Consider the following 23,038-nt stretch of genomic DNA (forward strand, 5'->3'; position numbering starts at 1 on the left):
AGTTCCAGTACATGGACGTTCGCAGCCCCCTGTTCCAGAACATCGCCACCGTCCTCGTCGGCGTGATGTTCCTCAACCCCATCGTCTCCACCGCCGCCGACCTGGCGGTGGATGCTGCTGCCGGTGGCAACACCAGCATCGGCAGTGCCGGCAATGGCGTGCCCGTGGTCAACATCGCCACGCCCAACGCCAACGGCCTGTCCCATAACCGCTTCACCGACTACAACGTCGGCCAGCAGGGGCTGATCCTCAACAACGCCACCGACAAGCTGCAGAACACCCAGCTCGGCGGCTACATCATCGGTAACACCAACCTCAACGGCCGCGCCGCCGGCCTCATCCTCAACGAGGTCAACGGCGGCAGCCCCAGCCAGCTCAAGGGCTACACCGAGGTGGCCGGGCAGGGCGCACACGTCATAGTCGCCAACCCCCACGGCATCACCTGTGACGGCTGCGGCTTCATCAATACGCCCAAGGTCACCCTGAGCACCGGCAAGCCGGTGGTGGAGAACGGCCGCCTCGACCGCTACGACGTGGACGGCGGCGCCATCGCCATTGAGGGCGCCGGCCTCAACGCCGGCAATGTCGACCAGTTCGAACTGATCACCCGCAGTGCGCAGATCAACGCCGAGCTGCACGCCAAGCAACTGGCCATGGTCACCGGCCGCAACGAGGTGGACGCCGCCACCCTGGCCGCCACCGCCAAGGCCGACGACGGCAGCGCCAAGCCGCAACTGGCCATCGACAGCTCCGCCCTCGGCGGCATGTACGCCGGCGCCATCCGCCTGGTGGGCACCGAGCAGGGCGTGGGCGTGAAGCTCGCCGGCGACATGGCCGCCAGCGGCGGCGACATCCAGATCGATGCCAACGGCAAGCTGACCCTGGCACGCACTGCCGCCAGCGGCGACATCGCCCTCAAGGCCACCGACGTCGACCTGACCCGTGGCGCCTACGCCGGCGGCAAGGCCAGCGTCATCAGTGGCGGCACGGTCGAGGTGAAGGAAAGCCTGGCGGCCGCCGGTGACCTGAGCCTGAACGCCGCGCGCATCGACAACCAGGGCAACCTGGAAGCCGGCGTGCGCGCCGACGGCAGCGCCAACACTGCCAGTGTCCTCGACATCCAGGGCGGCACCCTGACCAACCGCGGCAAGGTGATGGCCCAGGGCACCCTGACCACCGACCTGACGAAGCTCGACAACCAGGGCGCGCAGCTGGTCGCCGCCGGCTCCGCCCAGGTGAAGGCCCAGACCCTCGATAACCAGGGTGGCCAACTCATCGGCCGGCAGGACCTGAAGGTCGACGGCAAGCAGCTGGACAACAGCGGTGGCACCCTGGCCGCCAACAAGGCGCTGACCATTACCGTCACCGATGAGGTGAAGAACCTCGGCGATGGCCTGATCCTCTCCAAGGCCGACGGCCTGACCCTCACCACCGCCGTGCTGGACAACCAGGGCGGTACCCTCCAGGCCGACAGCGGTGAGCTCAAGGCCACCGCCAGCACCCGCCTGGACAACCGCAGTGGCAAGGTCCTCGCCGGCGATGGCAAGCTGACCCTCGCGGCCGGTGAACTGCGCAACCAGCAGGGCCGCCTCAATGCCCAGGGCAGTGCCCTCACGGCCACCGTCGACAGCCTCGGCAACGGCCAGGGTCGCATCCAGGGCGACAGCGTCGAGCTCGCCAGCACCACCCGTCTGGACAACGGCCAGGGCCAGATCGTCGCTACCCAGGGCGACCTGAGCATCAAGCGCGGCGAGGTCATCAACGACGGCGGCCAACTCCTGGCCAAACAGGCGGTGACGGTCGATGCCGACAGCCTGCGCAACCAGGGTGGCACTGTGGGCGGTGACAGCGCCAGCCTCACCCTGACCGGCAAGCTCGCCAACGACGGTGGCCTGATCGAAGCCAGCAAGACCCTCGCCCTCGACATCGGCTCCGCCAGCAATGCCGGCGGCAAGCTGCGCGCACTTGGCAGCACCGGCACCAGCACTTTCGTCATCGGCGGCCGCTTCGACAACGACGGCGGTCTGGTGGAAATCGGCAACGCCGGCTTCAGCCTCACCAGCGCCAGCCTCAGCAACCAGCAGGGCACCCTGCGCCACGTCGGTACCCAAGGCTTCGCCCTCAGCCTGGCCGATGCCGGGCAGGCTGGCGGCAGCTTCACCACCAACGGCGTGCTCAGCCTCGACGTCGCCGACTGGACCAACAGCAGCCTGCTGCAGGCCCAGCGCCTGGACCTCAAGGTCGGCAGCTTCACCCAGACCGCCAGCGGCAAGCTGGTGTCCATCGACGACATCACCGCCAGCGGCGGCGACTGGACCAACGACGGCGCCATCGAAACCGAAGGCAAGCTGCAACTGGTCCTCACCGGCCGCTACCAGGGCAACGGCAGTCTGAAGAGCCTGGGCGACCTGACCCTCAGCGCCGCCAATGCCGAACTCGGCCAGGGCGCGCAACTGCGCAGCGGCGGCAAGGGCGAGTTCCGCCTCGGCAGCAGCCTGGTCAACGCCGGCACTATCAGCACCGTGGGCGATGCCCTGCTGATCGTTGCCAGCCTCGACAACCGCGGCACCCTCGGCGCCGCGCAGAAGCTGCGCATAGAAGCCCCGACCCTGCTCAACCAGGGCCTGGTCTTCAGTGGCGCCGACATGGCCCTGCGCGCCAACAGCCTCACCAACCTCAAGGGCGACCTCTACAGCCTGGGCGCCTTGAGCGCCGCCAGGGATGATGCGAATGGGCAGATGGCGTTGCTGGAGAACCGTTCCGGCGGCATCGAGTCCACGGGCGACATGACCCTGCGTGCCGCCACCCTGACCAACCGCAAGGAGCTGTTCACCCCCGGCAAGACGTTGGTCTCCGGCTCCATCAGCGTGGTCTGCTACGACTGCAGCGGTGATCACCACAACGTCGACTACGTCGCCACCGAGCGCTTCGAAAGCTCCGTGCTGGAAGATTCCGCCGCGTCGCGCATCCACAGCGGCGGCCACCTCGATATCCAGGGCGGCGTCATCGCCAACCGTTACAGCAGCCTGAGCGCCACCGGCAACATCGGCATCCAGGGCAGCAGCCTGGAGAACACCGGGGCTGCCAGCGGCATCATCGAGCGCGTCCGTCGTTTCAATACCGGCCGCGTCACCGACGGTACCGATGAGCGCTTCCGCGACAACTACATCAACCCCTACAACGCCCAGCCGATGCCGAAGGAAGTGCCCAGTGCACTCTACAGCTGGGCGTTGACCAGCGATATCGAGACGCGCACGCCCACCGGTGTCGGCTCACCGGCCATCATCCAGGCCGGCGGCAACGTCAGCATCCAGGCCACCCAGCCCATCACCAACGACTCGGTCCTGGCCAACCAGGCGCCCCAGGGCGGCACCGCCCAGAACCTGGACAGCCAGGTAGGCCTCACCAGCCAACCGCTGGTGGTGCAGCTCAATGCACAGCTGGCCCCGGACGCCAACCAGCAGGCGGTCAACCCGGTGACGCTGCCGGGCTTCGGCCTGCCCCAGGGCCAGAACGGCCTGTTCCATGTCAATCAAGGTGCCGGCCATCGCTACCTGGTCGAGACGCGCGCCGAGTTCGCCAACCTGAAGCGCTTCCTCAGCTCCGACTACATGCTGAATCTCCTCGGCTTCGACGCCGACCAGGCGCAGAAACGCCTGGGTGATGGCCTCTACGAGCAGCGCTTGATCCGCGAAGCGGTGGTCGCCCGCACCGGCAAGCGCTTCATCGACGGGCTCGCTTCGGATGAGGCTCAGTTCAAGTACCTGATGGACAACGCCATCGCCAGCAAGGAAGCCCTCAACCTCGCCCCGGGCGTGGCCCTGAGCGCCGAGCAGGTGGCCGCCCTGACCCACGACATCGTGTGGATGCAGGAGCAGGACGTGAACGGCGAGAAGGTGCTGGTGCCGGTGCTCTACCTGGCTCAGGCCAAGGACCGCCTGGCGCCAAGCGGCGCACTGATCCAGGGCCAGGACGTCGCCCTCATCAGCGGCAGCACCCTCAGCAACAGCGGCACCCTGCGTGCCAGCAATCAGCTGCAGGCGTCCGCCCTGAACATCGACAACCGTGGCCTGATGCAGGCGGGCGATCGCCTGTCCCTGCTGGCCACCGACAGCATCCGCAACGCCCGTGGCGGCATCATCAACGGCAAGGACGTCAGCGCCATCGCCCTCACCGGCGACATCATCAACGAGCGCACCATCAGCCAGGACGCCCGCAGCGGCAAGAACTTCAGCCAGCTCACCAGCGTGGTGGACAAGGCCGCCGGGATCGAGGCGAGCAACAGCCTGAACCTCTCCGCCGGGCGCGACATCCAGAACATCGGCGGCAGCCTCAAGGCCGGCGGCAACGCCACCCTGAGCGCCGGCAATGACCTGGTCATCGCCTCCGCGGCCGAAGAGAACGGCAGCATGCGCCAGGACAAGCGCCATTTCTGGAGCAATAGCAGCACCACCCAGCATGGAAGTGATGTGCAGGTGGGGGGGGATCTGGATGCCACTGCCACCCACGACATACAGGTGCAGGCCAGCCGAGTCAGAGCGGAGGGAAGCGTTGACCTTGCGGCCGGCAATGACGTGCGTGTCACTTCTGCAGCGAACGAGCACTCCCAGGAGTACCGCTACCGGCGCAGTTCCAAGCGCATCACCACCGAGGATCGCCAGGTCCAGCAGCAAGCCTCGCTCATCGAAGCGGGCAAGAACCTCAATCTGGTGGCTGGCAATGATGTGACCGTGACGGCCAGCCAGCTTGATTCGGGCGCGGAGGCATACCTCTACGCCGGCAACAACCTGGAGCTGCAGGCGGCCGAGAACAGTCAGTACTCCTTCCGCGAGCAGCAGAAGAAGTCCCGAAGCAGCAAGAAGTCGAGTCTCGACGAGACGACCACCGTCACCAACATGGGGGCCATCGTCAGCGCTGAGAACGACGTCGCGCTCGTTGCCAAGAACGATCTGAAGGTGCTGGGCAGCACCGTTGAATCCAGCAAGGCAAAGGTGAGCCTTCTGGCGGGTGAGGACGTTGAGATCGATGCGGTATCGGACCTCACCCAAAGCCGTCATGAGCGCAGTTCCAGCAAGAAGAGCTGGGGCGGCTTCAAGTCCAGCAAGATGCAGAGCAAGGTCAATGAGAAGAGCACTCAGGCCGTTGGCAGCCTCATCTCCGGCAACCAGGTTTCCGTTCAGTCCGGTAGGGACGTCACCGTCACCGGCTCCAGCGTTGTCAGCACCCAGGGCACCGAACTCGCGGCTGTACGCGATCTGACGATCGATGCGGCGACCAATACCTTCGAGCGCGAGGCGAGCTACAAGTCCAAGAGCCGTGACCTGACCGGCATTCTGACCGCCAACAAGCTGGGGCTGGATGACATCACGGGCGATCTGCACCTTTCCATGAGCAGTGGCAAAGGCAGCAGCAAAGCCCAGGAAACCACCCTGACAGGCAGCACGATCGGCTCAAGCGAAGGCGGCGTTAAGCTCAGCGCCGGCCTTGAGCTGGGTGTTGTGGCCAGCGACATCGTCAGCGCCAAGAACCTCAGCCTCACCGGCTCCGATGTGGAGATTGCCGCAGGCAAGGAAACTGCGAGCCAAAGCAGCAAGGATTCGTCTCGCAGCCTCGCAGTGGGGCGTGTGGTCGGTGGCCAGATCGTCGATACGGCCAAGAGCATCTACAACAACGTCAAGGATGCACGGGATACCGACGATGACCGCCTGCGTGCGGTGAAAACCGCTCAGGCTGTCATGTCTGCTACTTCGCTGGCCCAGACGGGGAGCAGCGCGGCAGCGAACATCTCCGAGGGCAAACCGGCCAACAGCAGCGGTTCGCTCATCAAGATCGGCACCGAAGTGGCGCTGACCAACAAGAAGGCCACCAGCGAGTACACCAGCGAGCAGGCCAAGCAGTCGAACCTGAACGCGGGCGGAACCTTGAGCATCGTTGCAAACGGCAACGCTGAAACCAGCCAGGGCAACATCCACGTCATTGGCAGCAACCTCAAGGCAGCCGAGACCGAGTTGCTGGCCAAGCGCGACATCATCCTCGAAAGCGCGCAGAACCGTAGCGAGTGGAACAACAAGGACACCACCAACCGCACCAGCGTGGGTGCCAGCTTCAACATCGGACAGCAGAACGGCTTCACGCTCGACCTTGGCGCCTCGGTCGCCAAGGCCCAAGGCAAGGGCCATGACGTAACCCAGGTGAACAGCCACCTGGATACCGGCACGCTGTCGATGGTCAGCGGCAAGGACACCACCCTGGCAGGGGCGCAGGTTCGCGCGGACAAGATCCAGGCCGTCGTCGGTGGCGATCTGAATATCGCTTCCCGGCAAGATCAGAGCGACAGCAAGCAGACCCAGAAGAACGGCGGCTTTGGCGCCAGCATCTGTGTGCCGCCGTTCTGCTACGGCGCCACGGTAAGCGGATCCGCCAGCATCGGCGGCGCCAAGACGGAGATGAACTACAAGGCCGTCAACGAGCAGAGCGGCCTGTATGCCGGGCAGGGTGGCTACAACGTCAACGTGGAGGGCACCACGCGCCTCGACGGCAGCGTGATCGCCAGCGACGCCAGTGCCGACAAGAACCGCCTGAGCACTGACCGTCTCGAACACAGCGACATTCGCAACCGCAGCGAAATCAAGAGCCAGTCGGCCAGCGTCAGTGTCTCGTATAGCTCCGGCGGCATGACAAAGGGCGGCGACACCATCCTTGCTGATTCCGGCGTCGGCGGCGGTCTACCGCTCGCGCTGTCCGAGTCGGACAAGAGCTGGACGCGCAGCGCCGTCAGCGAAGGCACCATAATCGTCCGCAATCCGGAAGGGGCTCAGGACCTGGCCGGTTTGAGCCGCGACACGGCGAACGCGAACCAGGGGCTGGACCGCCCCGACGAGAAGGCCATGCGCACCCGCATGGAGCTGATCCAGAGCACCGTTGCACTGGGGCAGAGCGTCGTCAGCGTGATTGCGCAGTCCAAGCAGAAGGACGCCGACGAGAAGATAGCCCGAGCCAAACAGACCCAGTCGAAAGAAGACTACGAAGCGGCCGATATCGCATTTGCGGAAGCGAAAAAGTGGAACGTGGGCGGTGAAAACCGCTGGCTCGCCGATATCGCCACCGGCCTGGTCGCCGCTGGTCTGGGCGGCACGGGCACTTCCACGTCCATCGGCATCGTAGCCAATACGACGGCGGCCGATACCTTCAAGCGCATCGGCGACTACGCGGACGATCAGGCCAGAAAGGCGACGGATCCCGCCGTCAAGGCCGCCTGGGAAGAAGGCGGGCCGGCTCGTGTCGCGTTGCACGCCGCTGCTGGCGCACTACAGGGCCTGGCGGGGGGGAGTCCGCAGAGTGGGGCCCTGGGCGCTGGGCTGTCCGCAGCCGTCATGCCGGCCATAGAGGACGCGCTGAAGAACAGCGGTTACGCCGGTAGCAAGGAAGACCGTGACGCGATCTCGACGGTACTCGCGGCCTCGATGGGGGTCGTTGCAGGCGGAGGAGATGCCACCAGCAAAGCTATGGCAGGCAGCACCGCCGCTGGCGTAGAGCGCTACAACCGTCAACTCCATCCGGAAGAAGTTCAGCGCATCAAGGAGCAGGCCAGAAAGCTTGCGGAAGAAACAGGTGTGACAGAAGACGAGGCCGCGCGCTCCATGGCGTTGGCGCTCGCATTCTATGTGGACAAGGACTGGCACGATCTTATTTCAAGCAAGGGCGACAGCCTCTTTGATGCCAAGACGCTTAAACACCTGGCTATTGCACTTGCGCCGTTAGCGACTCGATATGATGCCCCGGTTGGCGGTATAGAGTCGGATGTTCCCGGGGCTGCTAGTGCAATAAAGCAATACAGTGCGCGTGAAACACTTGATCTGCTTAAAGGCTACAGTTCAACCCGGACGGCTGAGTACTATGATCCCTCGATCAATCGGGAGTACTTGGGGTATGCCTCCTATCTGAGCTTTGATGATGAGATCACTGCTCAGAGAGAGTTTTATAAGAAATACCTGAATTACAGCCAGGGGCTCTCTCCACTTTCTTCGACACTGGGTTCCCTTAAAGGGGTTAATGATGGAATAGGGAACACAGTCGAGGGGGCTTTCAACTTTGGCCTGAGTGTCATGGGTGGGCAAGGGGGGAACGCTGCGCTTAATGGTATTGCAGCGATTGCCAAAGACCCTGGAGCTGCGATTGACAGCTATTTCGAGAACAACCAGGCGACAAGTGCAGAGGCCTATTTGTACTGGTTGCAGGGTGATAGCTGGACTGCTCAACAGATAGAGTGGACCCGTGATACTGAGCTTGCTGCTAATCTTCTGCCTGTGGGTGGCGGTGCGAAGGCGCTATCAGCCTTGGCTAAGGATGCGCTTAAGGCAGGGAGTGCGAAGGCGGGCAGTGCTGGCGTGCTTGCTGGTGTTGCAGAGGCTGAAGCTGGGTTGTCGGGAGCAAAAGAGGCCAGTATCGCTGGCTCTGGTAAGAATGCTGGTTCGAGCAGCGCAACTGGCGGAGGGGCGAGCCACAATTTACCCGCATGGTATGAGCTAGATAAAAGCGCAGGGTCTCAGGCAGTAACGCAAGGCTTGCTGCCTGATGGTTACCGCTACGTTCGTAACACCAGAACGGGCGATACCGAAGTTTTGGCGCCCGATGGAACTCTTTACATTGAGACAACTGGTGGTTTAAAGCCGAAAGCTGGGGGTAATCTTGCAGGCTTGGTGAAGGCCGAAAAAGATATTGCTGGGGCAAAAGCGACTAATATTTTTCCAGAAGGAATAAATTTCAATCCCAGTATCAAGAATCACCTCAGTAATTTTGATGGCTTGACACAGCAGAAAGGGATTAGCGGCGCCCATAACCAGGATGTTTTCAATCAGGCTGCGGCTATGAAAGGCGTGAAGATACTCAGCGAAACACCAACCTCCGTCGTAGGGATAACCACAATTAGATACCAAATACCGGCATATGATCGGGCAAATAACGTTGTTGGGTTTAAAAACAATGTCTTCACTAAGACTGTCTATGATCCGAAAGTGTTTACTGATCAGAAAATGCTTGATTTAGGGCAGCAGGCCGCTGCTAGTGGCTATAAAAATGCCTTATCTACTTCGACGGGGTATCAATATGATGCTGTTGCCGAGGGTGTCACCTTTAGGGTCTATTTAGATAAGGACACAGGAAGGGTGAGAGACTTCCATCCGAAGTAAAGTCGAGGTATTTGTGAAAGAATTGTTCGGACAACCATACAACGAGTCAGACCCTTGCTGGGTCGTTAAAGGCTATTTTGACAGAATGTATAATGATAATTGCTTCATTGAAGCAGTTGGCTATTTGGTGAGGCGGTGGGGTTTTAGTACGGATGGGGCGTACTGTAATTTTCTGGATGAGGATGGTTCTTTTGATGGTGGGCACTTTGAGGGGGTTGAGTTTTCTTATGGCTATCCCCCTGCGGATGCAGATACGGTCGTTGTAAGCGAAACGGTTTGTTCTGAATATATTCTGTTATCTTGTGAAAAATATCTTCAACGCCATCCTGAAGATGCTGTGAAAGTAAAAAAGCTCTTGGATGATCTCTCTTTCTAGAGAGGGTCTGAATTAGTTATTTGGTTCTCTTTAAATCAGCCAAAATCCACTTGATGATATTGCACTGCCGATATTTCGGTCTATCAAAAAGTCGAGGTAGCCCCGGCTCAGGCCGTCCCGACTTTCCGGGGATACGTACCTGATCCAAGAGTGGCTGTACATGGGAAATGTCGCTGGCTTGCCCCGATGAAAGCAGGAAGCGAGGAGTTATCCCGCGTGCGGGTGATCGTCGATACCTTCGTCGCCCAGGTGTTGGCCGACCCGCCCTTTGGACAAGGTAGCCAATGAGCACTCCGAGAACGCTTCATCCCACGCCTCAGGTGGTCGCGATTGCGGCAAGCCTGGGTGCCTGATCGAATAATCCCTGCGCCACCTTGGACATGGAACTCATCAGGCGCGCTTATATCGCCAGTTCACATGGAAGGTCATGCGCACTTATCTCTTATCCTCATCACCTTTTCTTGTTCCTATCTTGGCTTAGGTGCTGATCACCGTGCCGACAATTGGAGAGCACCTGCTCCCCCACTGGGTGCTCAACATGGGCATTTGGCTCAGAATGCTGTGGAGGTTTTTTGATTCTTCTGCCGGAGCATCGGTGAGAGGCTTAGTATTCATGATGTAGCCATTGAGATATAAGTATGAAGGCTGAGAGTTTTGTTGAACTGACCGGATGGCTGGTGATCATCGACTACCAGTTGCAACTTGTTCAGGTTGAACAGGCGGAGCAAGTTGAGGGTTGTGAGGAGGATGAGAAGATAGAAATTTCTGAACCTGAAATAATTTTTTCGGTGTTGGAGCGAATTTTGCCGTTGGGGGGAGGTAAGAGCTTTATATTTCATCGCGCTAGAGTTTGTGGCGTTATGATGAGCGGTGTGCGGAAATCAGTTAAAGTTTTTTCAATGTCGGTGGAAGAGAGGGGGAATGGTTTTATTTCAATCGATGTTGAGAGTAGCGCAGAGCGGCATAGGGCTAAGTATCAGGAGTTTATCAGAAAAAATGGGATAAAGTCTCGCGATTGGCTCGACTATTATTAAGCTGCAGCGATATTCGGGTGAGTTCGTGCTGGGTTGGAAGTCTCCGGCAGAGTGTTGGGTCTAGTATTTCATCTTTATTTGTATCGTGCTCTGCGGGTGCTTAATTGTGAAGCTCGGGTATTGAGGGTTCCAAATAGTGTTTGATTTTCTGTTGAAGAACAGTGCTTCTCTAGCGAATTTGAAAGAATTCATAGCCTTGGTGATCCGCGCGACTGTGGATGAGGTGCTTGTTTTCAAGGATGAGGACTTCTACGAAAAAGCAGATGTGTTGGATCTTTCCAGTTGCAGTTGTTTATGTTTGTTCTCATATGTCCAAGGTGATGCGGAAGTATTCTTGCAGCTTTTTAGATGTGCATTGGAGGCAGCGGAGCTAAAGGAAAGAGTGATTTCGATGTCTGCGTCTTTAGGGGTTGAGTGCTATGTTCCGGATCCTATTAGCAATACTTGGACATGCGTAGCGAATAATGGAGTGTTGTCTGATGTGGTAATGGTTGATAGTGAGAGTGAGGGCTGTTTTTATTTTGTCCAAGATGGGCCTTCTATGTCTCCCTTGCCGATTGTAGTTTGCGTGTCAAAAACTTAATAGAGGTCTAAGGCCTGATACTGCCGCAAGCAGGTATGAGCTAAGGCAGTGTGCTGAGTCTCAGTCATAATTCTGTTTTGCTTTCTGTTGCTAGAGTCACGTGCTCTTGTTGTTTAGTGACGCGGCGGTAAAGAATAGGGCAGATATCGTTTTTGTAGATTTTGATGTGTTCATGTCGAGAGTCAGTTAAGTATTCTTTGGCTATATTAGAGGGCTGCCTGAGTTTCAGCGCGATAAAATTATTATTGTGAGGTGAGTTATGGGGGCTACGGTTTTTATAGGTTATTCAAAAGATAAAAGTTTGCATGTTACCTTGAATCGAAAAGCTTCGGATGCAGTGGAAATGCTTTTTGATACTGTGTTGCGGGAAAATCCCAGGGTTCATGCAAAGATAGTGGAAATGCTTGTGCTTGATCAGATTGGCTTTGTTGATCTGAGTAAGTGGGATTTTAATGTGGTTATAGAAGCTGTTCGTTACTATTTCTTTAGGCTCGATAGTCTGACGGAGTGGCAGTCGTTTCAACAATATATATGGGAAGAAACCTTGGCTCCATTGTTTGAGCAGGATGAGCGTTACCAATGAGCCTGAAAGGTGTGGTTTTGGGGGGTAATCCTACAGGTCAGAAGTGTATTTCTTGTCTTGTTTATGATGAGCAGAAGCGAGTCGCTGCTTGATTGGTGCGTATAAAGAATAGAGGGGCTAAGAATGGCTGTCTGGCATTTCAGGATCTATCTGGTTCCCACACCCGGGTTGCTGAAAGTATATGGATATATTCCTTTGAGCCTAGACGAGTACAAACCCCATTCTGTCGAGTCTGAGTTCGACGAGAACAAGCAGTACCCTGATTACTGGATGGGAGAGGGCGTTTCCCCACTTATTCGGTCGCGGGTCGAGTCTCGGTATCCGTCATCCGGCTCCTGGAGCGAAGAGGCGGCTATGTTTGGGCGCGATAACGGTACGCGGGTGGAGCTCTGGACAGATGACGTGGTGGTTTGTGTCGACGCCCGTGATGCAGCGGCAGATGAGTTGAGGTTTTTTTCTGATCTTGCCAGGGACGCGGACTGCCTGATCGTTCTGGGCCAAGATGGACGGGTTATAGGACCCTCTCTGGAGCGACTGACAAGACTATTTGAACGGTCGAGAGCATATCGCTTCATTGCCGATCCCGTCGGAGCGCTAAGCGAGAAGTAGATCCAAGTAAGCGTTATCGACGATCACGGTTGCAGGGTATGGATAGTCATTTTTGCATGAACTGAATGATGAATATTTCAGAAGTTGAGGCTTATATTTCCATTGGCTCTACTAACAGCGTTTGCATAAGCAAGCACTTGCTAGATGAGTATCCCGGCTTGGTAAGGTCGGTCAGCATCGCTGCAGGCAATAGAGTTCTAGTTGAGTTTGATACGTATGGGTACGATGAAGGTGAGTTACTCGTAGAATCTATATATGGTTCGCTGAGCGAAGCGATCTAGTCTATTTGCTTGTATTTAGGTGTTGGGATTGAGCATTGGGAGAATTTCAATAGAAGTGGTAATTATCCATCGTCGCCTGGTGATGTAGATTTTTTATCTTCTGGAGCTCTGTTTGAACGAAATCTGAGTATGGGTGTTGTTGAGCTCCCTACGGGCTGGCTGGAAAAGCGAATACCATCAACGTATTGGCGTGAAATTGCGGGTGAGCAGGAGTAGCGTTCGTTTCTAAATAGGAGAGTATGACGGTGCTTGGCAAGGATTGGGTGCCTGGCTTTGGCGTTATATATACGTGGTTTGCTATCGATATAAATGGTTGCTTGGCAATGATGGTGAATAACTGTTTTGGAGGTCTACCAAGTCAGTTATTGAGGGTTGATCAGGTTGAGATATTGCTAGATAAGATGAGTGAGTTCATATGGGAGGAGTCTGCTGAGTACGTGGAATACCCCCAAGATAAAGGCGGTTCGTTCGAGGTGGATCTATACTCTGCATTTATGTGGCGTAAGTTTTCCTCTCGAGAGGAAGTGCGTGGCAGGCTTCAAGAGGAGTTGTTAAGGAGAGGCCGGTTTGCGGATGCCAACGTGGCTAAAAACAAGGGGTTCTATGTTTATCATGCCGTGGAGGGGAGTTTTCCTGGTGATGATTACCCCGTCGGGCATATAGGTGAGTCCAAGATGGGGGATTATTACAGGTTTATGGTCCCTAGTGTGCTTGGGTCAATCGATGATTTTCCTTCGGAGCTCCGTAAGGGCGTTGCGGTTTCAACGAGCGTGGATTTTTCTGTTGATAGGCTTCTGCCAAGTGATAGGGTCAGTGAACTCTTTCCCTGTCTTTATTTTTGCAGCTTTTCGTAATGGCTAGGCTCTAATGGAGTTGCTGAAGGAGTTTGTGGTGGGTGATTATTATAATGTTTGCTGTAGGGATTGTGAGGTGTCTCTGAATTTCGGTAAAAAATTGCGAAGGGGGAGAGGCTGGTTTTACAGGGGATGTTCTCCGAGCAGGAGATGAAATGGGTTGATGAAGGCAGAGTTTGGCTTGCGCTTCAAGCTTTTCTGCAAAAGCATGAAGGGCATGCTTTGATATTTGATAGTGATGCTAAGTTTCCAGATATGCAGTTCTATGAGCAGCAAGTTTTTGATGAGCTTTGAGGTCGGTTTGTAACAGCTTTTCAGAGAGGTTTAGTTAAAGTGTCCGTAAATGGTTTCTGCTCAAGCTCGGGTGGGGATTGGTGTTTGTTTGGTATTGTTTGATTTACATGTGCACTATTGGTAGTCAACTGCCAAAAGAAGCCATGCACGAATCTTTGCCGTCCCCCTTTAATTTTGATCCTGTCTAGTATTTAGTACAAGTCTCGATTCCAATACTGGTAGTGTGTTCGCTATCCTGCCTGTTACTCCGCATTGTTTTCCCTAGTGACGCTGTTCGTGCTTATGTGGGGCGTGCTCTGAGTAATGTCGCTGCTAGGTGATCTAATTTAAAGTATGTGTTTGCTATTGCTGATAGTGGCGTTCTTCAGTTTCTTGTTAGGGGTGTGTAATGGGTGTTTATTATGGTATCTGCTGTAAAGATTGTGAGGTTTGTTTGAGCTTTGGTAAGAAGATTGCAAAAGGGGATATGCTGTTTTTGCAGGGGATTCTCTCTGAAAGAGAAGGGGGATGGATTGATGGGGAGCCGGCGTGGCTTGCACTTCAAGCATTTTTGCAAAAGCACGAAGGGCACACGCTCATATTTGAAAGCGACGCCAAATTTCCCGAGATGCTCTATTTTGATCGGGATCTGCTTGAGGATCTATTAGATTGATTGATAGGGCGTAGATATTTGCACTTTCAATAAGGGTGTGAGTGAGGTAGCTCGCCAAAACTAACTTCTTTGTATGAGAGCGGCTATGGCTCTTGATTTTTTTGAGGTCTCCATAAGGGATAAGCTAGGCTTTGATAATGTCTGCTCAGCGCTGACAGAGTGCCTAGGTGTGCCGGTAGAGAACTTGGTTAATGAGTCTGCTTATTGGGAATTGTCGGAGTCGGAGCGTGAGGCTGCAGTCTCTCTTAGAATTGATTTTAGCGATCGAGGTTATGGGGTCCTGATAACGGGGCTGTGCTTTCTCGATATTTATGATGAAAAGCTGTGGGCTTTGGCTTTGTGTTTATCCAAAAGGTTAAAAACAGATGTTGCGGTAGGGGATTACCGTGATGAGGTAGAGGGCTACCCCGATAGGGTAGCGGTTTTCTCTCCTGATGGGACAAAGGCATTCGGCATCGGTATCTCTGATGCCGATGGGAGTTTTGATGTTGAGTTCTTGCCTAGATGAGCGCGGTGGCGTTGAACGTATGACTTTAAGATTTTGGACAACTCTGTGCTCGTAGACGACTTTTCGAGGTGTAATGAGCCTGGTTTCCTTCGCGACTGTGTTCTGCTGTTTTCAGATGCCTTCGCGTTGCCTGCGAAGCCGTGTGGCACGAGCGCTTAAGAAACTTGTAGCTAAGCCCTTCACACGCCCATAAAAAAGCCCGGCACTAAGCCGGGCTTTTTTGCATCTGCGAACAGTCAGCTCATACCCAGCCAGTTGGGCAGTGCCAGGGAGATCCAGGGCACGTAGGTGATGAGGATCAGGAAGGCGAGCAGGATCATCAACCAGGGCATGGCGGCGCGGATGGTGGAGGTCAGCGGCATGCCGGTCACCGCGGAGGTGACAAAGAGGTTGAGCCCCACGGGTGGGGTGATCAGGCCGATCTCCATGTTGACGACCATGATGATGCCGAGGTGGATCGGGTCGATGCCCAGCTTCATGGCGATGGGGAAGAGGATGGGCGCGAGGATCAGGATGATCGCCGAGGGCTCCATGAAGGCGCCGGCCACCAGCAGCACGATGTTGACCATGAGCAGGAACATGAAGGGGGTGAGCCCCGCTTCGATGACCCAGGCGGTGATCTGCTGGGGCAGTTGCTCGGTGGTCAGCACGTGGGCGAAGAGCATGGCGTTGGCGATGATGAACATCAGCATGATCGACAGCTTGCCCGACTCCAGCAGCACCTTGGGCGCTTCGCTGAGCTTCATGTCCTTGTAGACGAACAGGGCGATGAAGGCCGAGTAGACGGCGGCGACGGCGGCGGCTTCGGTGGGGGTGAACATGCCTGAGTAGATGCCACCGAGGATGATCACCATCAGCAGCAGCCCCCAGATCGCCTTGCGCGCGGCGCTGAGCCATTCGCGGAAGGTGGCGCGGGGCATGGCAGGCAGGTTCTTCTTCACCGCGATGATGTAGATCGCCACCATCAGCACCAGGCCAAGTAGAAGACCGGGGACGACGCCCGCCATGAACAGCTTGCCCACCGAAGTTTCGGTGGCGGCGGCGTAGACCACCATGACGATGGACGGCGGGATGAGGATGCCCAGGGTGCCTGCGTTGCACACGATGCCGGCGCCGAACGCCTGCGGGTAGCCGGAGCGCACCATGCCGGCGATGGCGATGGAACCCACTGCGGCCACGGTGGCGGGACTGGAGCCGGAGAGGGCGGCGAACAGCATGCAGGCCAGTACTGCGGCGATGGCGAGGCCACCGCGGATGTGGCCGACGCAGGCGTTGGCGAAGTCGATCAGGCGCTTGGCCACGCCGCCGGTGGTCATGAAGGCGCCGGCCAGCAGGAAGAAGGGGATGGCCAGCAGGGTGTAGTGCTCGGAGGTCTCGAACAGCTTGATGGCCAGCGAGCGCACCGAGTCGGGGCTGAACAGCATGATGGTCAGCGAGCCGGCGAGGCCCAGGGAGATGGCGATGGGTACGCCGATGAACATCAGCAGGAACAGCAGGAGGAAGAGGAACAGGATGGTCATTGCTTGCCTTCCTCGAACTCGGTGAGTTTCAGGGCGTCGGCGGCTTCATCGGCCAGGCCGAGGCCGGTCTGCCGGTTCTGCAGCAGGCGCACGAGGATTTCGCCGTAGCGGATGAAGACCATGGCGAAGCCCAGCGGCACGATCAGGCCGATCTGCCATTGCATGACGCCGTAGTGGCCGAGGTCTTCGGCGCCTATGGCGGCGGTGAACAGGGTCTGCACCCACTCGAAGCTGGCCACGCCCAGCAGGCCGGCGTAGGCCAGGCAGCAGAGGCAGGCGATGACGCCGATGATGCGTTGCACCTTGCGCGAGGCGAGCTTGACCAGGGCGTCGACGCCGATGTGGCCGGCGGTGCGTACGCCGTAGGAGAGGCCGAAGAAGATCAGCCAGGCGAACAGGGCCTTGGTCAGCGAGGTGCTCCAGGTCATGGCCTGGGCCATGCCCATGATGCTGTCGCCGATGGCGAAGAGGCTTTCGCTGGCACCTTCCCAGCGGTCGGCGAGGTTGTAGAAGAGGGTGTAGAGGTTGTTGAGGATCACGTAGACGAAGGTGACCAGCGTCATGGCCGCCAGGAGGAAGGCGATGAAGCCTTCCTCGAAGTGGTCCCAGACGCGCCTTAGGGCGTTCATGGATGGTGTCTCCCGATGGCTGGAGGCGGTGCCGGCGCGGTGGTCCCGCGCCGGCCGGCGGTTACTGAGCCTGGTTGGCCGCTTCGGCGGCCTTGATCAGGTCGGCGCCGATTTCGCCTTCGAACTTCTTCCACACCGGCTTCATGGCGTCGCGCCATTCGTTGCGTTGCTCGGGGGTGAGTTCGATGATCTCGCTGGTCTTGGCTTCGATGATGCGCTGCTTGTCACCCTGGTTGAGGGCTTCGGCCTGCTTATTCACCTCGGCGGTGACTTCCTGGGTGATCTTCTCCAGCTCGCTGCGTACATCCGGCGGCAGGCCGTTCCAGAACTTGGTGTTGGTGATCAGCATGTAGTCGAGCACACCGTGGTTGGACTCGGTGATGTACTTCTGCACTTCATGCATCTTCTGCGAGTAGATGTTCGACCAGGGGTTCTCGGCGCCGTTGACCACGCCGGTCTGCAGGCCCTGGTAGACCTCGGCGAAGCTCATCTTGCGCGGGTTGGCGCGTACGGCCTTGAACTGCTCCTCGAGCACGGCGGAAGCCTGCACGCGGAACTTCAGGCCGCGGGCGTCCTTGGGCTCGCGCAGGGGCTTGTTGGCCGAGAGCTGCTTCATGCCGTTGTGCCAGTAACCCAGCCCGGTGATGTTCTTGCTCTCCATGGACTTCAGCAGGCCCTGGCCCTCGGGGCTGAGCTGGAAGCGGTCGACGGCCTGGATATCGTTGAACAGGAAGGGCAGGTCGAACAGCTGCACCTGCTTGGTGTACTGCTCGAACTTGGCCAGGGAGGGCGCGATCATCTGCACGTCGCCCAGCAGCAGCGCTTCCATTTCCTTGCCGTCGCCGAAGAGCGAGGAATTCGGGTAGACCTCGACCTTGACCTTGCCGGGCAAGCGTTCTTCCGCGAGTTTCTTGAATAGCAGCGCGCCCAGGCCCTTGGGCGTGTGTTCGGCGACGACGTGGGAGAACTTGATGACGATGGGATCGGCAGCATGCGCCAGGCTGGCGGCACCCAGGGCGAGTGCACAGGCGAGAGCTTTTAGCGTGGGTTTGAACATGGGACTTCCTCTTGTAGTTGTAAGCAGATCCATGCGCGGGTAGCGCTACTACGGCTGACAAGAGCAAGTCTAGGCGCTGACCAGGGGGAAAGCGGTCAGTACCTGAATCACGGCCAGTCTTGTTCTTGTCGGCTCGTTGGCGATGCAATGGCAAGACCCGTACCAGGCGCGTTGAGGCACGGATTCTGGGTCCTGCGGAGCAGCGCTTGCGAGCGCTGCGGGGAATTCATGGCGGGAAGCCGCCACGTTTCTGTGTGTTTGTGGCGGAAATCCGCCCTTGTCGAGCCGACGGAAGGCGTCAGCGCGAGATCAGCGCCGCCGTCCCCGCTGCGCCGAACAGCCCGGCGCTGACGCGGTTGAACCAGGCCTGGCCCTGGCCGGAACGCAGGTAGCGGGCGGCGGCGTGGGCGCTGAGGCCGTAGAAGAGCTTGCAGGCGAGGTCCAGCACGGCCCAGGTGGCGATCATCACCGAGAGCTGGCCCAGCAGCGGGCGGTCGGCGCTGATGAACTGGGGCAGGAAGGCGGCGAAGAAGAGGATGTCCTTGGGGTTGCTGGCGGCGAGGCCGAAGGCTTTCCAGTAGAGGGCGCGGAAGCCCGGGTTGACCGGTTGCTCCTCGGTCGCCACCGGTTTGGCGGCGTTGCGCGATTGCTTCCAGCTCTGCCAGGCGAGGTAGAAGAGGTAGAGCGCGCCCACCAGCTTGAGTGCGCTGAACAGTTGCTCGGAGGCCAGCAGCAGGGCGCCGAGGCCGAGCGCGGAGGCGGCGAGCAGCCCGGTGGCGGCGCTGACGCCACCGAGGAAGGCGGGCAGAGAGCGGCGGATGCCGTAGTTGAGGCTGTTGCTGACCATCAGCAGGGACAGGGGGCCGGGGATCAGGATCACCACCAGCGCGGCGCTGCTGAACAGCAGCCAGGTTTCCAGGCTCACTCGCTCGTCTCCGGGAAATGAAAAGGCCCCGGCGCTTCAGCGCCAGGGCCTTGGGGTGTTGCGGAGCGAGCTTACAGGAAAATGAACTTGGCGACGAAGATGGCGCAAAGTGCATACAGGCTGGGCGATACCTCGCGGTATTTGCCAGTGCAGGCCTTCATCACCACATAGGTCACGAAGCCCAGGGCGATACCGTCGGCGACCGAGAAGGTCAGCGGCATCATGATGACGGTGACGATCGCGGGGATGGTTTCGGTGTGCTCGTCCCAGTCGATGTGAGCCATGCCGCCCATCATCAGCATGGCGACGTAGATCAGCGCGCCGGAGGTGGCGTAGGCGGGGATCATGCCGGCCAGCGGGGCGAAGAACATGGCGGCGACGAAGAGGATGCCGACGGTGACGGCGGTCAGACCGGTGCGGCCGCCTGCGGCGACGCCCGCGGCGCTTTCCACGTAGCTGGTGACCGGCGGTACGCCGAGCACGCCGCCGAACACGCTGGAGGCGCTATCGGCCTTCATGGCTTTCGACAGGTTCTCGATGCGGCCGTCTTCCTTCACCAGGTTCGCGCGCTGGGCCACACCCATCAGGGTGCCGGCGGTGTCGAACATGTGCACGAAGAGGAAGGCCAGGATCACGCTGATCATGGTCACGTCGAACGCACCGGTGATGTCCATCGCCATGAAGGTGGGCGCCAGGCTCGGCGGCATGGAGAAGACGCCGCCGAACTTGACGATGCCTAGGCCGACGCCGATCAGGGTGACGGTGAGGATGCTGATCAGGATGCCGCCGAACACGCGGCGATATTCCAGCACGGCGATCATCAGGAAGCAGATGGCGGCCAGCAGGGGAGCGGGGGAGGTCAGGTCACCGATGTGCACCAGGGTGCTGGAGTTCGGTACCACGATGCCGGCGGTCTTCAGGCCGATGAGCCCGAGGAACAATCCGACCCCCGCGCCCATGGCGAAGCGCAGGCTGCTGGGGATGCTGTTGAGCAGCCATTCGCGGATGCGCGAGAAGGTCAGGATCATGAACAGCACGCCGGACAGGAACACCGCGCCGAGGGCGATCTGCCAGCTGTAGCCCATGGTGTTGACCACGGTGTAGGTGAAGAAGGCGTTGAGGCCCATGCCCGGTGCCAGGCCGACCGGCCAGTTGGCGTAGAGGCCCATCAGGAAGCAGCCGAACGCCGCGGCCAGGCAGGTGGCCACGAATGCCGCACCGTGATCGATGCCGGCGTCCGCCATGATGTTGGGGTTTACGAAGATGATGTAGGCCATGGTGATGAAGGTGGTGAGGCCGGCGGCCAGCTCGGTTCTCACGGTGGTGCGGTGTTCGGTCAGCTTGAAGAGGCGTTCAAGCAGGCCTTTGGCGGGAGGGCTCGCAGCATACGTTCCTTGTTCTTGTTGTTTGGTGCTTTCCACAGCAGGTACCTCTCATTTAGTTGTTTTTAGCTGTTTCGGCCGGCTGGTTACCTGGGTCCCTTGCGCAGCGAAAAGCCTGAGGTTTGGTGCCTCACGGGGCAGTGCGAGGTTTCTGACTTTTGGGTCAAAAAATACGCAGTCGGATTATGTGTTTGTGTACAAAAAAGTCAATTAATGTTTGTCGGCTTGTGTGCAGCTTTTTGGGGGCATAGACTGCGCGTGCTGGACTGACCGGTAAGACCACAACAACAAAGCCTCCGGATCTCGCACAAGGGCGTAGCCATGCCAGCGCTCCGGGGGCACCGCAACGGAGATTCCCCCATGCTCAAGTGGTGCTCGCGCTCGATATTCCTGCAGGTCGTCATCGGCCTGGTCATCGGTATCCTCTGCGGTATCGGCTTCCCCGAGTTCTCCGCGCAGCTCAAGCCCTTGGGCGACGGCTTCATCAAGCTGATCAAGATGCTCATCGCGCTGATCGTGTTCTGCGTGGTGGTGAGCGGCATTTCCGGGGCAGGTGACCTGAAGAAGGTCGGCCGCATCGGCTTCAAGGCGGTGGTGTATTTCGAGGTGCTGACCACGGTGGCGCTGCTGATCGGCCTGCTGGTGGCCTATGGCGGCGGGTTGGGCGTGGGCGCCAATATCGATCTCGGCCAGTTGCCGGCCGGAGACGCTGCGCTCTACACCTCGCGCACCGGCGACCTGCACGGGCCGGTGGACTTCGTCATGGGGCTGATCCCGGCCTCCGTCGTCGGCGCCTTCGCCAGCAACGACATTCTCCAGGTGCTGTTGTTCTCGGTGCTGTTCGGCTGTGCGCTGAACCAGGTGGGCGAGGCCGCCTCGGGCGTGGCCCGGCTGATCAACGAGATGAGCCACGTGATCTTCCGCATCATGGGCATGATCGTGCGCCTGGCGCCCATCGGCGTATTCGGCGCCATCGCCTTCACCACCAGCAAGTACGGCGTGGATTCGCTGCGCCACCTGGGTGGGCTGGTGGTGGTGTTCTACGCCACCTGCGCGGTGTTCGTGCTGCTGGTGCTGGGCACCGTGCTGCGGGTTTCCGGGCTGCGCCTGTGGCCGTTCCTCGGCTACCTGCGCGAGGAATTGCTGATCGTCCTCGGCACCGCCTCCTCGGATGCAGTGCTGCCGCAGATCATGCGCAAGCTGGAGCACCTGGGCATCCGTAGCTCCACGGTGGGCCTGGTGATCCCCACCGGCTATTCCTTCAACCTGGACGGCTTCTCCATCTACCTGACCCTGGCGATCGTCTTCATCGCCCATGCCACCGGCACGCCGCTGGCGATGAATGACCTGATCACCATCCTGCTGGTATCCCTGGTGACCTCCAAGGGCGCCCACGGTATTCCGGGCTCGGCCCTGGTGATCCTGGCCGCCACGCTCGCGGCCGTACCGGCCATACCCGTCGTAGGCCTGGTGCTGGTGTTGTCGGTGGACTGGTTCATGGGCATCGGCCGGGCGCTGACCAACCTGATCGGCAACTGCATCGCCACCGTGGCCATCGCCCGCTGGGAGAAGGACATCGACCTGGGCCGCGCCCGCAGCGTGCTGGCCGGCGAACAGGGTTTCGCCTTCAAGGATCGCAGTGGCGTGAGCACAACGGCGGATTGAGAACGATGCTGGCGGGCTGCATGATGCTGCGGCCCGATCCGGCTCGGCCTGGTTTCACAAGGAGGAAATCACAGTGAACAGCTCATCGACCCTGGTGGGTTCCATCGTCCAGTCCCTGCGCGAGTCCATCGAGCAGGGGCGCTGGCCCGTCGGCGAGATGCTCCCGGGCCAGCGTGAGCTGGCCGAGCAACTGGGCATCAGCCGGCCCTGCCTGCGCGAGGCAGTGACGGTGCTGGAAACCCTCGGCATGGTCCGCTCGCTGCCCGGCAAGGGCGTGCAGGTGCTGGGGCGGGAAGCGACAGAGCACGCCATCACGGCGCCCCGGGACCACAGCATCGAGGACGTTATCCAGCTGCGCTATGCGCTGGAGCCCTTCATCGTTGGCCTGGTGGCGCAATCCATCGCATCAAGCGACCTCGACCGCCTGCGCCTGCGCCTGATGGACCTGCGCGATGCCGCCGAGGACGACGACATGGATGCCTTCGTCGAGGCCTATATAGGCTTCCATCAATTGCTCGGTTCGCTGACCACCAACCCCATCTTCCAGTCCCTGGTGACCCAGGCAGGTGACGCCCTGGCCCGCAGCGATGCCTTGCTGCGCCAGCGTGGCGATGAGCTGCAGGAGCGGGTGCGTGAACACGAGGCGCTGGTGCAGGCCATCCGCCGGCGGGACAGCGTGCTGGCGTCCTCCTTGATGCGTGATCACCTGGTCAGCGAAGGCCGGCGAATGGGGCTTCGTCTGGAGCTGCCGGAGGGCTCCAGGGCCCTGTAGATGCGAGGTTGAGCGGAGCGGCACTGCTTTTGTTCGGTCAGATTGTGTACAATGCGCACATTTTTCCGAGGCTTTCCCCGCCGGAGGCTGGCAATACGATGCCGACTCGGCGTAGTGTCAGCCCTA

General features: G+C 59.0%; 17 protein-coding genes and 1 pseudogene. 12 read left to right on the plus strand and 6 right to left on the minus strand.

Annotated features, from left to right (window positions below; translation table 11 throughout):
* Window positions 1-11 precede the first annotated feature (11 nt).
* Together PI990_RS11765 and cdiI are read left to right on the plus strand one after the other, a co-directional pair.
* On the plus strand, window positions 12-9,188 hold the full coding sequence (locus tag PI990_RS11765) for a hemagglutinin repeat-containing protein (protein ID WP_271660700.1): 9,177 nt from the start codon (window positions 12-14) through the stop codon (window positions 9,186-9,188).
* Between the two features lie 13 nt (window positions 9,189-9,201).
* Window positions 9,202-9,564 (plus strand): ribonuclease toxin immunity protein CdiI, encoded by a 363-nt coding sequence (gene cdiI, locus PI990_RS11770; RefSeq protein ID WP_271660701.1) that lies wholly within the window; start codon window positions 9,202-9,204, stop codon window positions 9,562-9,564.
* A 19-nt stretch (window positions 9,565-9,583) separates the two neighbouring features.
* Here the strand turns inward: cdiI and PI990_RS11775 are convergent.
* Window positions 9,584-9,784, minus strand: a pseudogene (locus PI990_RS11775) (IS5/IS1182 family transposase); the annotation flags it as partial.
* Between the two features lie 418 nt (window positions 9,785-10,202).
* On the opposite strand from PI990_RS11775, the gene PI990_RS11780 reads away from it, so the two are divergent.
* The 8 genes from PI990_RS11780 (at window position 10,203) to PI990_RS11815 (ending at window position 14,962) form a co-directional block, all read left to right on the plus strand.
* Window positions 10,203-10,598 (plus strand): hypothetical protein, encoded by a 396-nt coding sequence (locus tag PI990_RS11780; protein ID WP_271660702.1) that lies wholly within the window; start codon window positions 10,203-10,205, stop codon window positions 10,596-10,598.
* Between the two features lie 136 nt (window positions 10,599-10,734).
* Window positions 10,735-11,181 (plus strand): hypothetical protein, encoded by a 447-nt coding sequence (locus tag PI990_RS11785; protein ID WP_271660703.1) that lies wholly within the window; start codon window positions 10,735-10,737, stop codon window positions 11,179-11,181.
* Window positions 11,182-11,440: 259 nt separating this feature from the next.
* Entirely contained in the window at window positions 11,441-11,764 is a 324-nt protein-coding gene (locus PI990_RS11790) for a hypothetical protein (RefSeq protein ID WP_271660704.1), read from the plus strand.
* A gap of 123 nt (window positions 11,765-11,887) precedes the next feature.
* The gene (locus PI990_RS11795) at window positions 11,888-12,373 is read left to right on the plus strand and encodes a hypothetical protein (RefSeq protein ID WP_271660705.1); all 486 of its coding nucleotides are present in this window, start codon (window positions 11,888-11,890) and stop codon (window positions 12,371-12,373) included.
* A gap of 526 nt (window positions 12,374-12,899) precedes the next feature.
* Window positions 12,900-13,508, plus strand: a complete 609-nt coding sequence (locus PI990_RS11800) for a hypothetical protein (RefSeq protein WP_271660706.1) — start codon at window positions 12,900-12,902, stop codon at window positions 13,506-13,508.
* A 150-nt stretch (window positions 13,509-13,658) separates the two neighbouring features.
* Window positions 13,659-13,802, plus strand: coding sequence for a hypothetical protein (locus PI990_RS11805; protein WP_271660707.1), 144 nt, complete (start codon window positions 13,659-13,661; stop codon window positions 13,800-13,802).
* Between the two features lie 388 nt (window positions 13,803-14,190).
* On the plus strand, window positions 14,191-14,454 hold the full coding sequence (locus PI990_RS11810; protein ID WP_271660708.1) for a hypothetical protein: 264 nt from the start codon (window positions 14,191-14,193) through the stop codon (window positions 14,452-14,454).
* A gap of 85 nt (window positions 14,455-14,539) precedes the next feature.
* On the plus strand, window positions 14,540-14,962 hold the full coding sequence (locus tag PI990_RS11815; protein ID WP_271660709.1) for a hypothetical protein: 423 nt from the start codon (window positions 14,540-14,542) through the stop codon (window positions 14,960-14,962).
* A gap of 236 nt (window positions 14,963-15,198) precedes the next feature.
* On the opposite strand, the gene dctM is transcribed toward PI990_RS11815, so the two are convergent.
* From dctM to PI990_RS11840, 5 genes are all read right to left on the minus strand, one after another.
* A complete protein-coding gene (dctM, locus tag PI990_RS11820) occupies window positions 15,199-16,482 on the minus strand; it encodes a C4-dicarboxylate TRAP transporter large permease protein DctM (RefSeq protein WP_184488859.1) in 1,284 nt (427 codons plus the stop codon).
* Window positions 16,479-17,111, minus strand: a complete 633-nt coding sequence (locus PI990_RS11825) for a TRAP transporter small permease (protein ID WP_271660710.1) — start codon at window positions 17,109-17,111, stop codon at window positions 16,479-16,481. The genes dctM and PI990_RS11825 overlap by 4 nt, the downstream gene beginning before the upstream one ends.
* A 61-nt stretch (window positions 17,112-17,172) precedes the next feature.
* Entirely contained in the window at window positions 17,173-18,168 is a 996-nt protein-coding gene (gene dctP / locus PI990_RS11830) for a C4-dicarboxylate TRAP substrate-binding protein DctP (protein ID WP_271660711.1), read from the minus strand.
* Between the two features lie 298 nt (window positions 18,169-18,466).
* Window positions 18,467-19,093 carry a LysE family translocator gene (locus PI990_RS11835; protein WP_184488857.1) on the minus strand — a complete coding sequence of 209 codons (627 nt, stop codon included), beginning with the start codon at window positions 19,091-19,093 and terminating at the stop codon, window positions 18,467-18,469.
* Window positions 19,094-19,164: 71 nt separating this feature from the next.
* A complete protein-coding gene (locus PI990_RS11840) occupies window positions 19,165-20,514 on the minus strand; it encodes an NCS2 family permease (protein WP_043243483.1) in 1,350 nt (449 codons plus the stop codon).
* A gap of 321 nt (window positions 20,515-20,835) precedes the next feature.
* On the opposite strand from PI990_RS11840, the gene PI990_RS11845 reads away from it, so the two are divergent.
* Both PI990_RS11845 and PI990_RS11850 read left to right on the plus strand, forming a co-directional pair.
* Window positions 20,836-22,140 carry a C4-dicarboxylate transporter DctA gene (locus PI990_RS11845; RefSeq protein WP_021220508.1) on the plus strand — a complete coding sequence of 435 codons (1,305 nt, stop codon included), beginning with the start codon at window positions 20,836-20,838 and terminating at the stop codon, window positions 22,138-22,140.
* A 73-nt stretch (window positions 22,141-22,213) separates the two neighbouring features.
* Window positions 22,214-22,912: a FadR/GntR family transcriptional regulator gene (locus PI990_RS11850; RefSeq protein WP_271660712.1), complete on the plus strand. Its 699-nt coding sequence runs from the start codon at window positions 22,214-22,216 to the stop codon at window positions 22,910-22,912.
* The last annotated feature ends 126 nt before the right edge of the window (window positions 22,913-23,038 follow it).

It is taken from the genome of Pseudomonas sp. TUM22785 (genome assembly GCF_028198105.1).
Lineage (GTDB): Bacteria > Pseudomonadota > Gammaproteobacteria > Pseudomonadales > Pseudomonadaceae > Metapseudomonas > Metapseudomonas solani.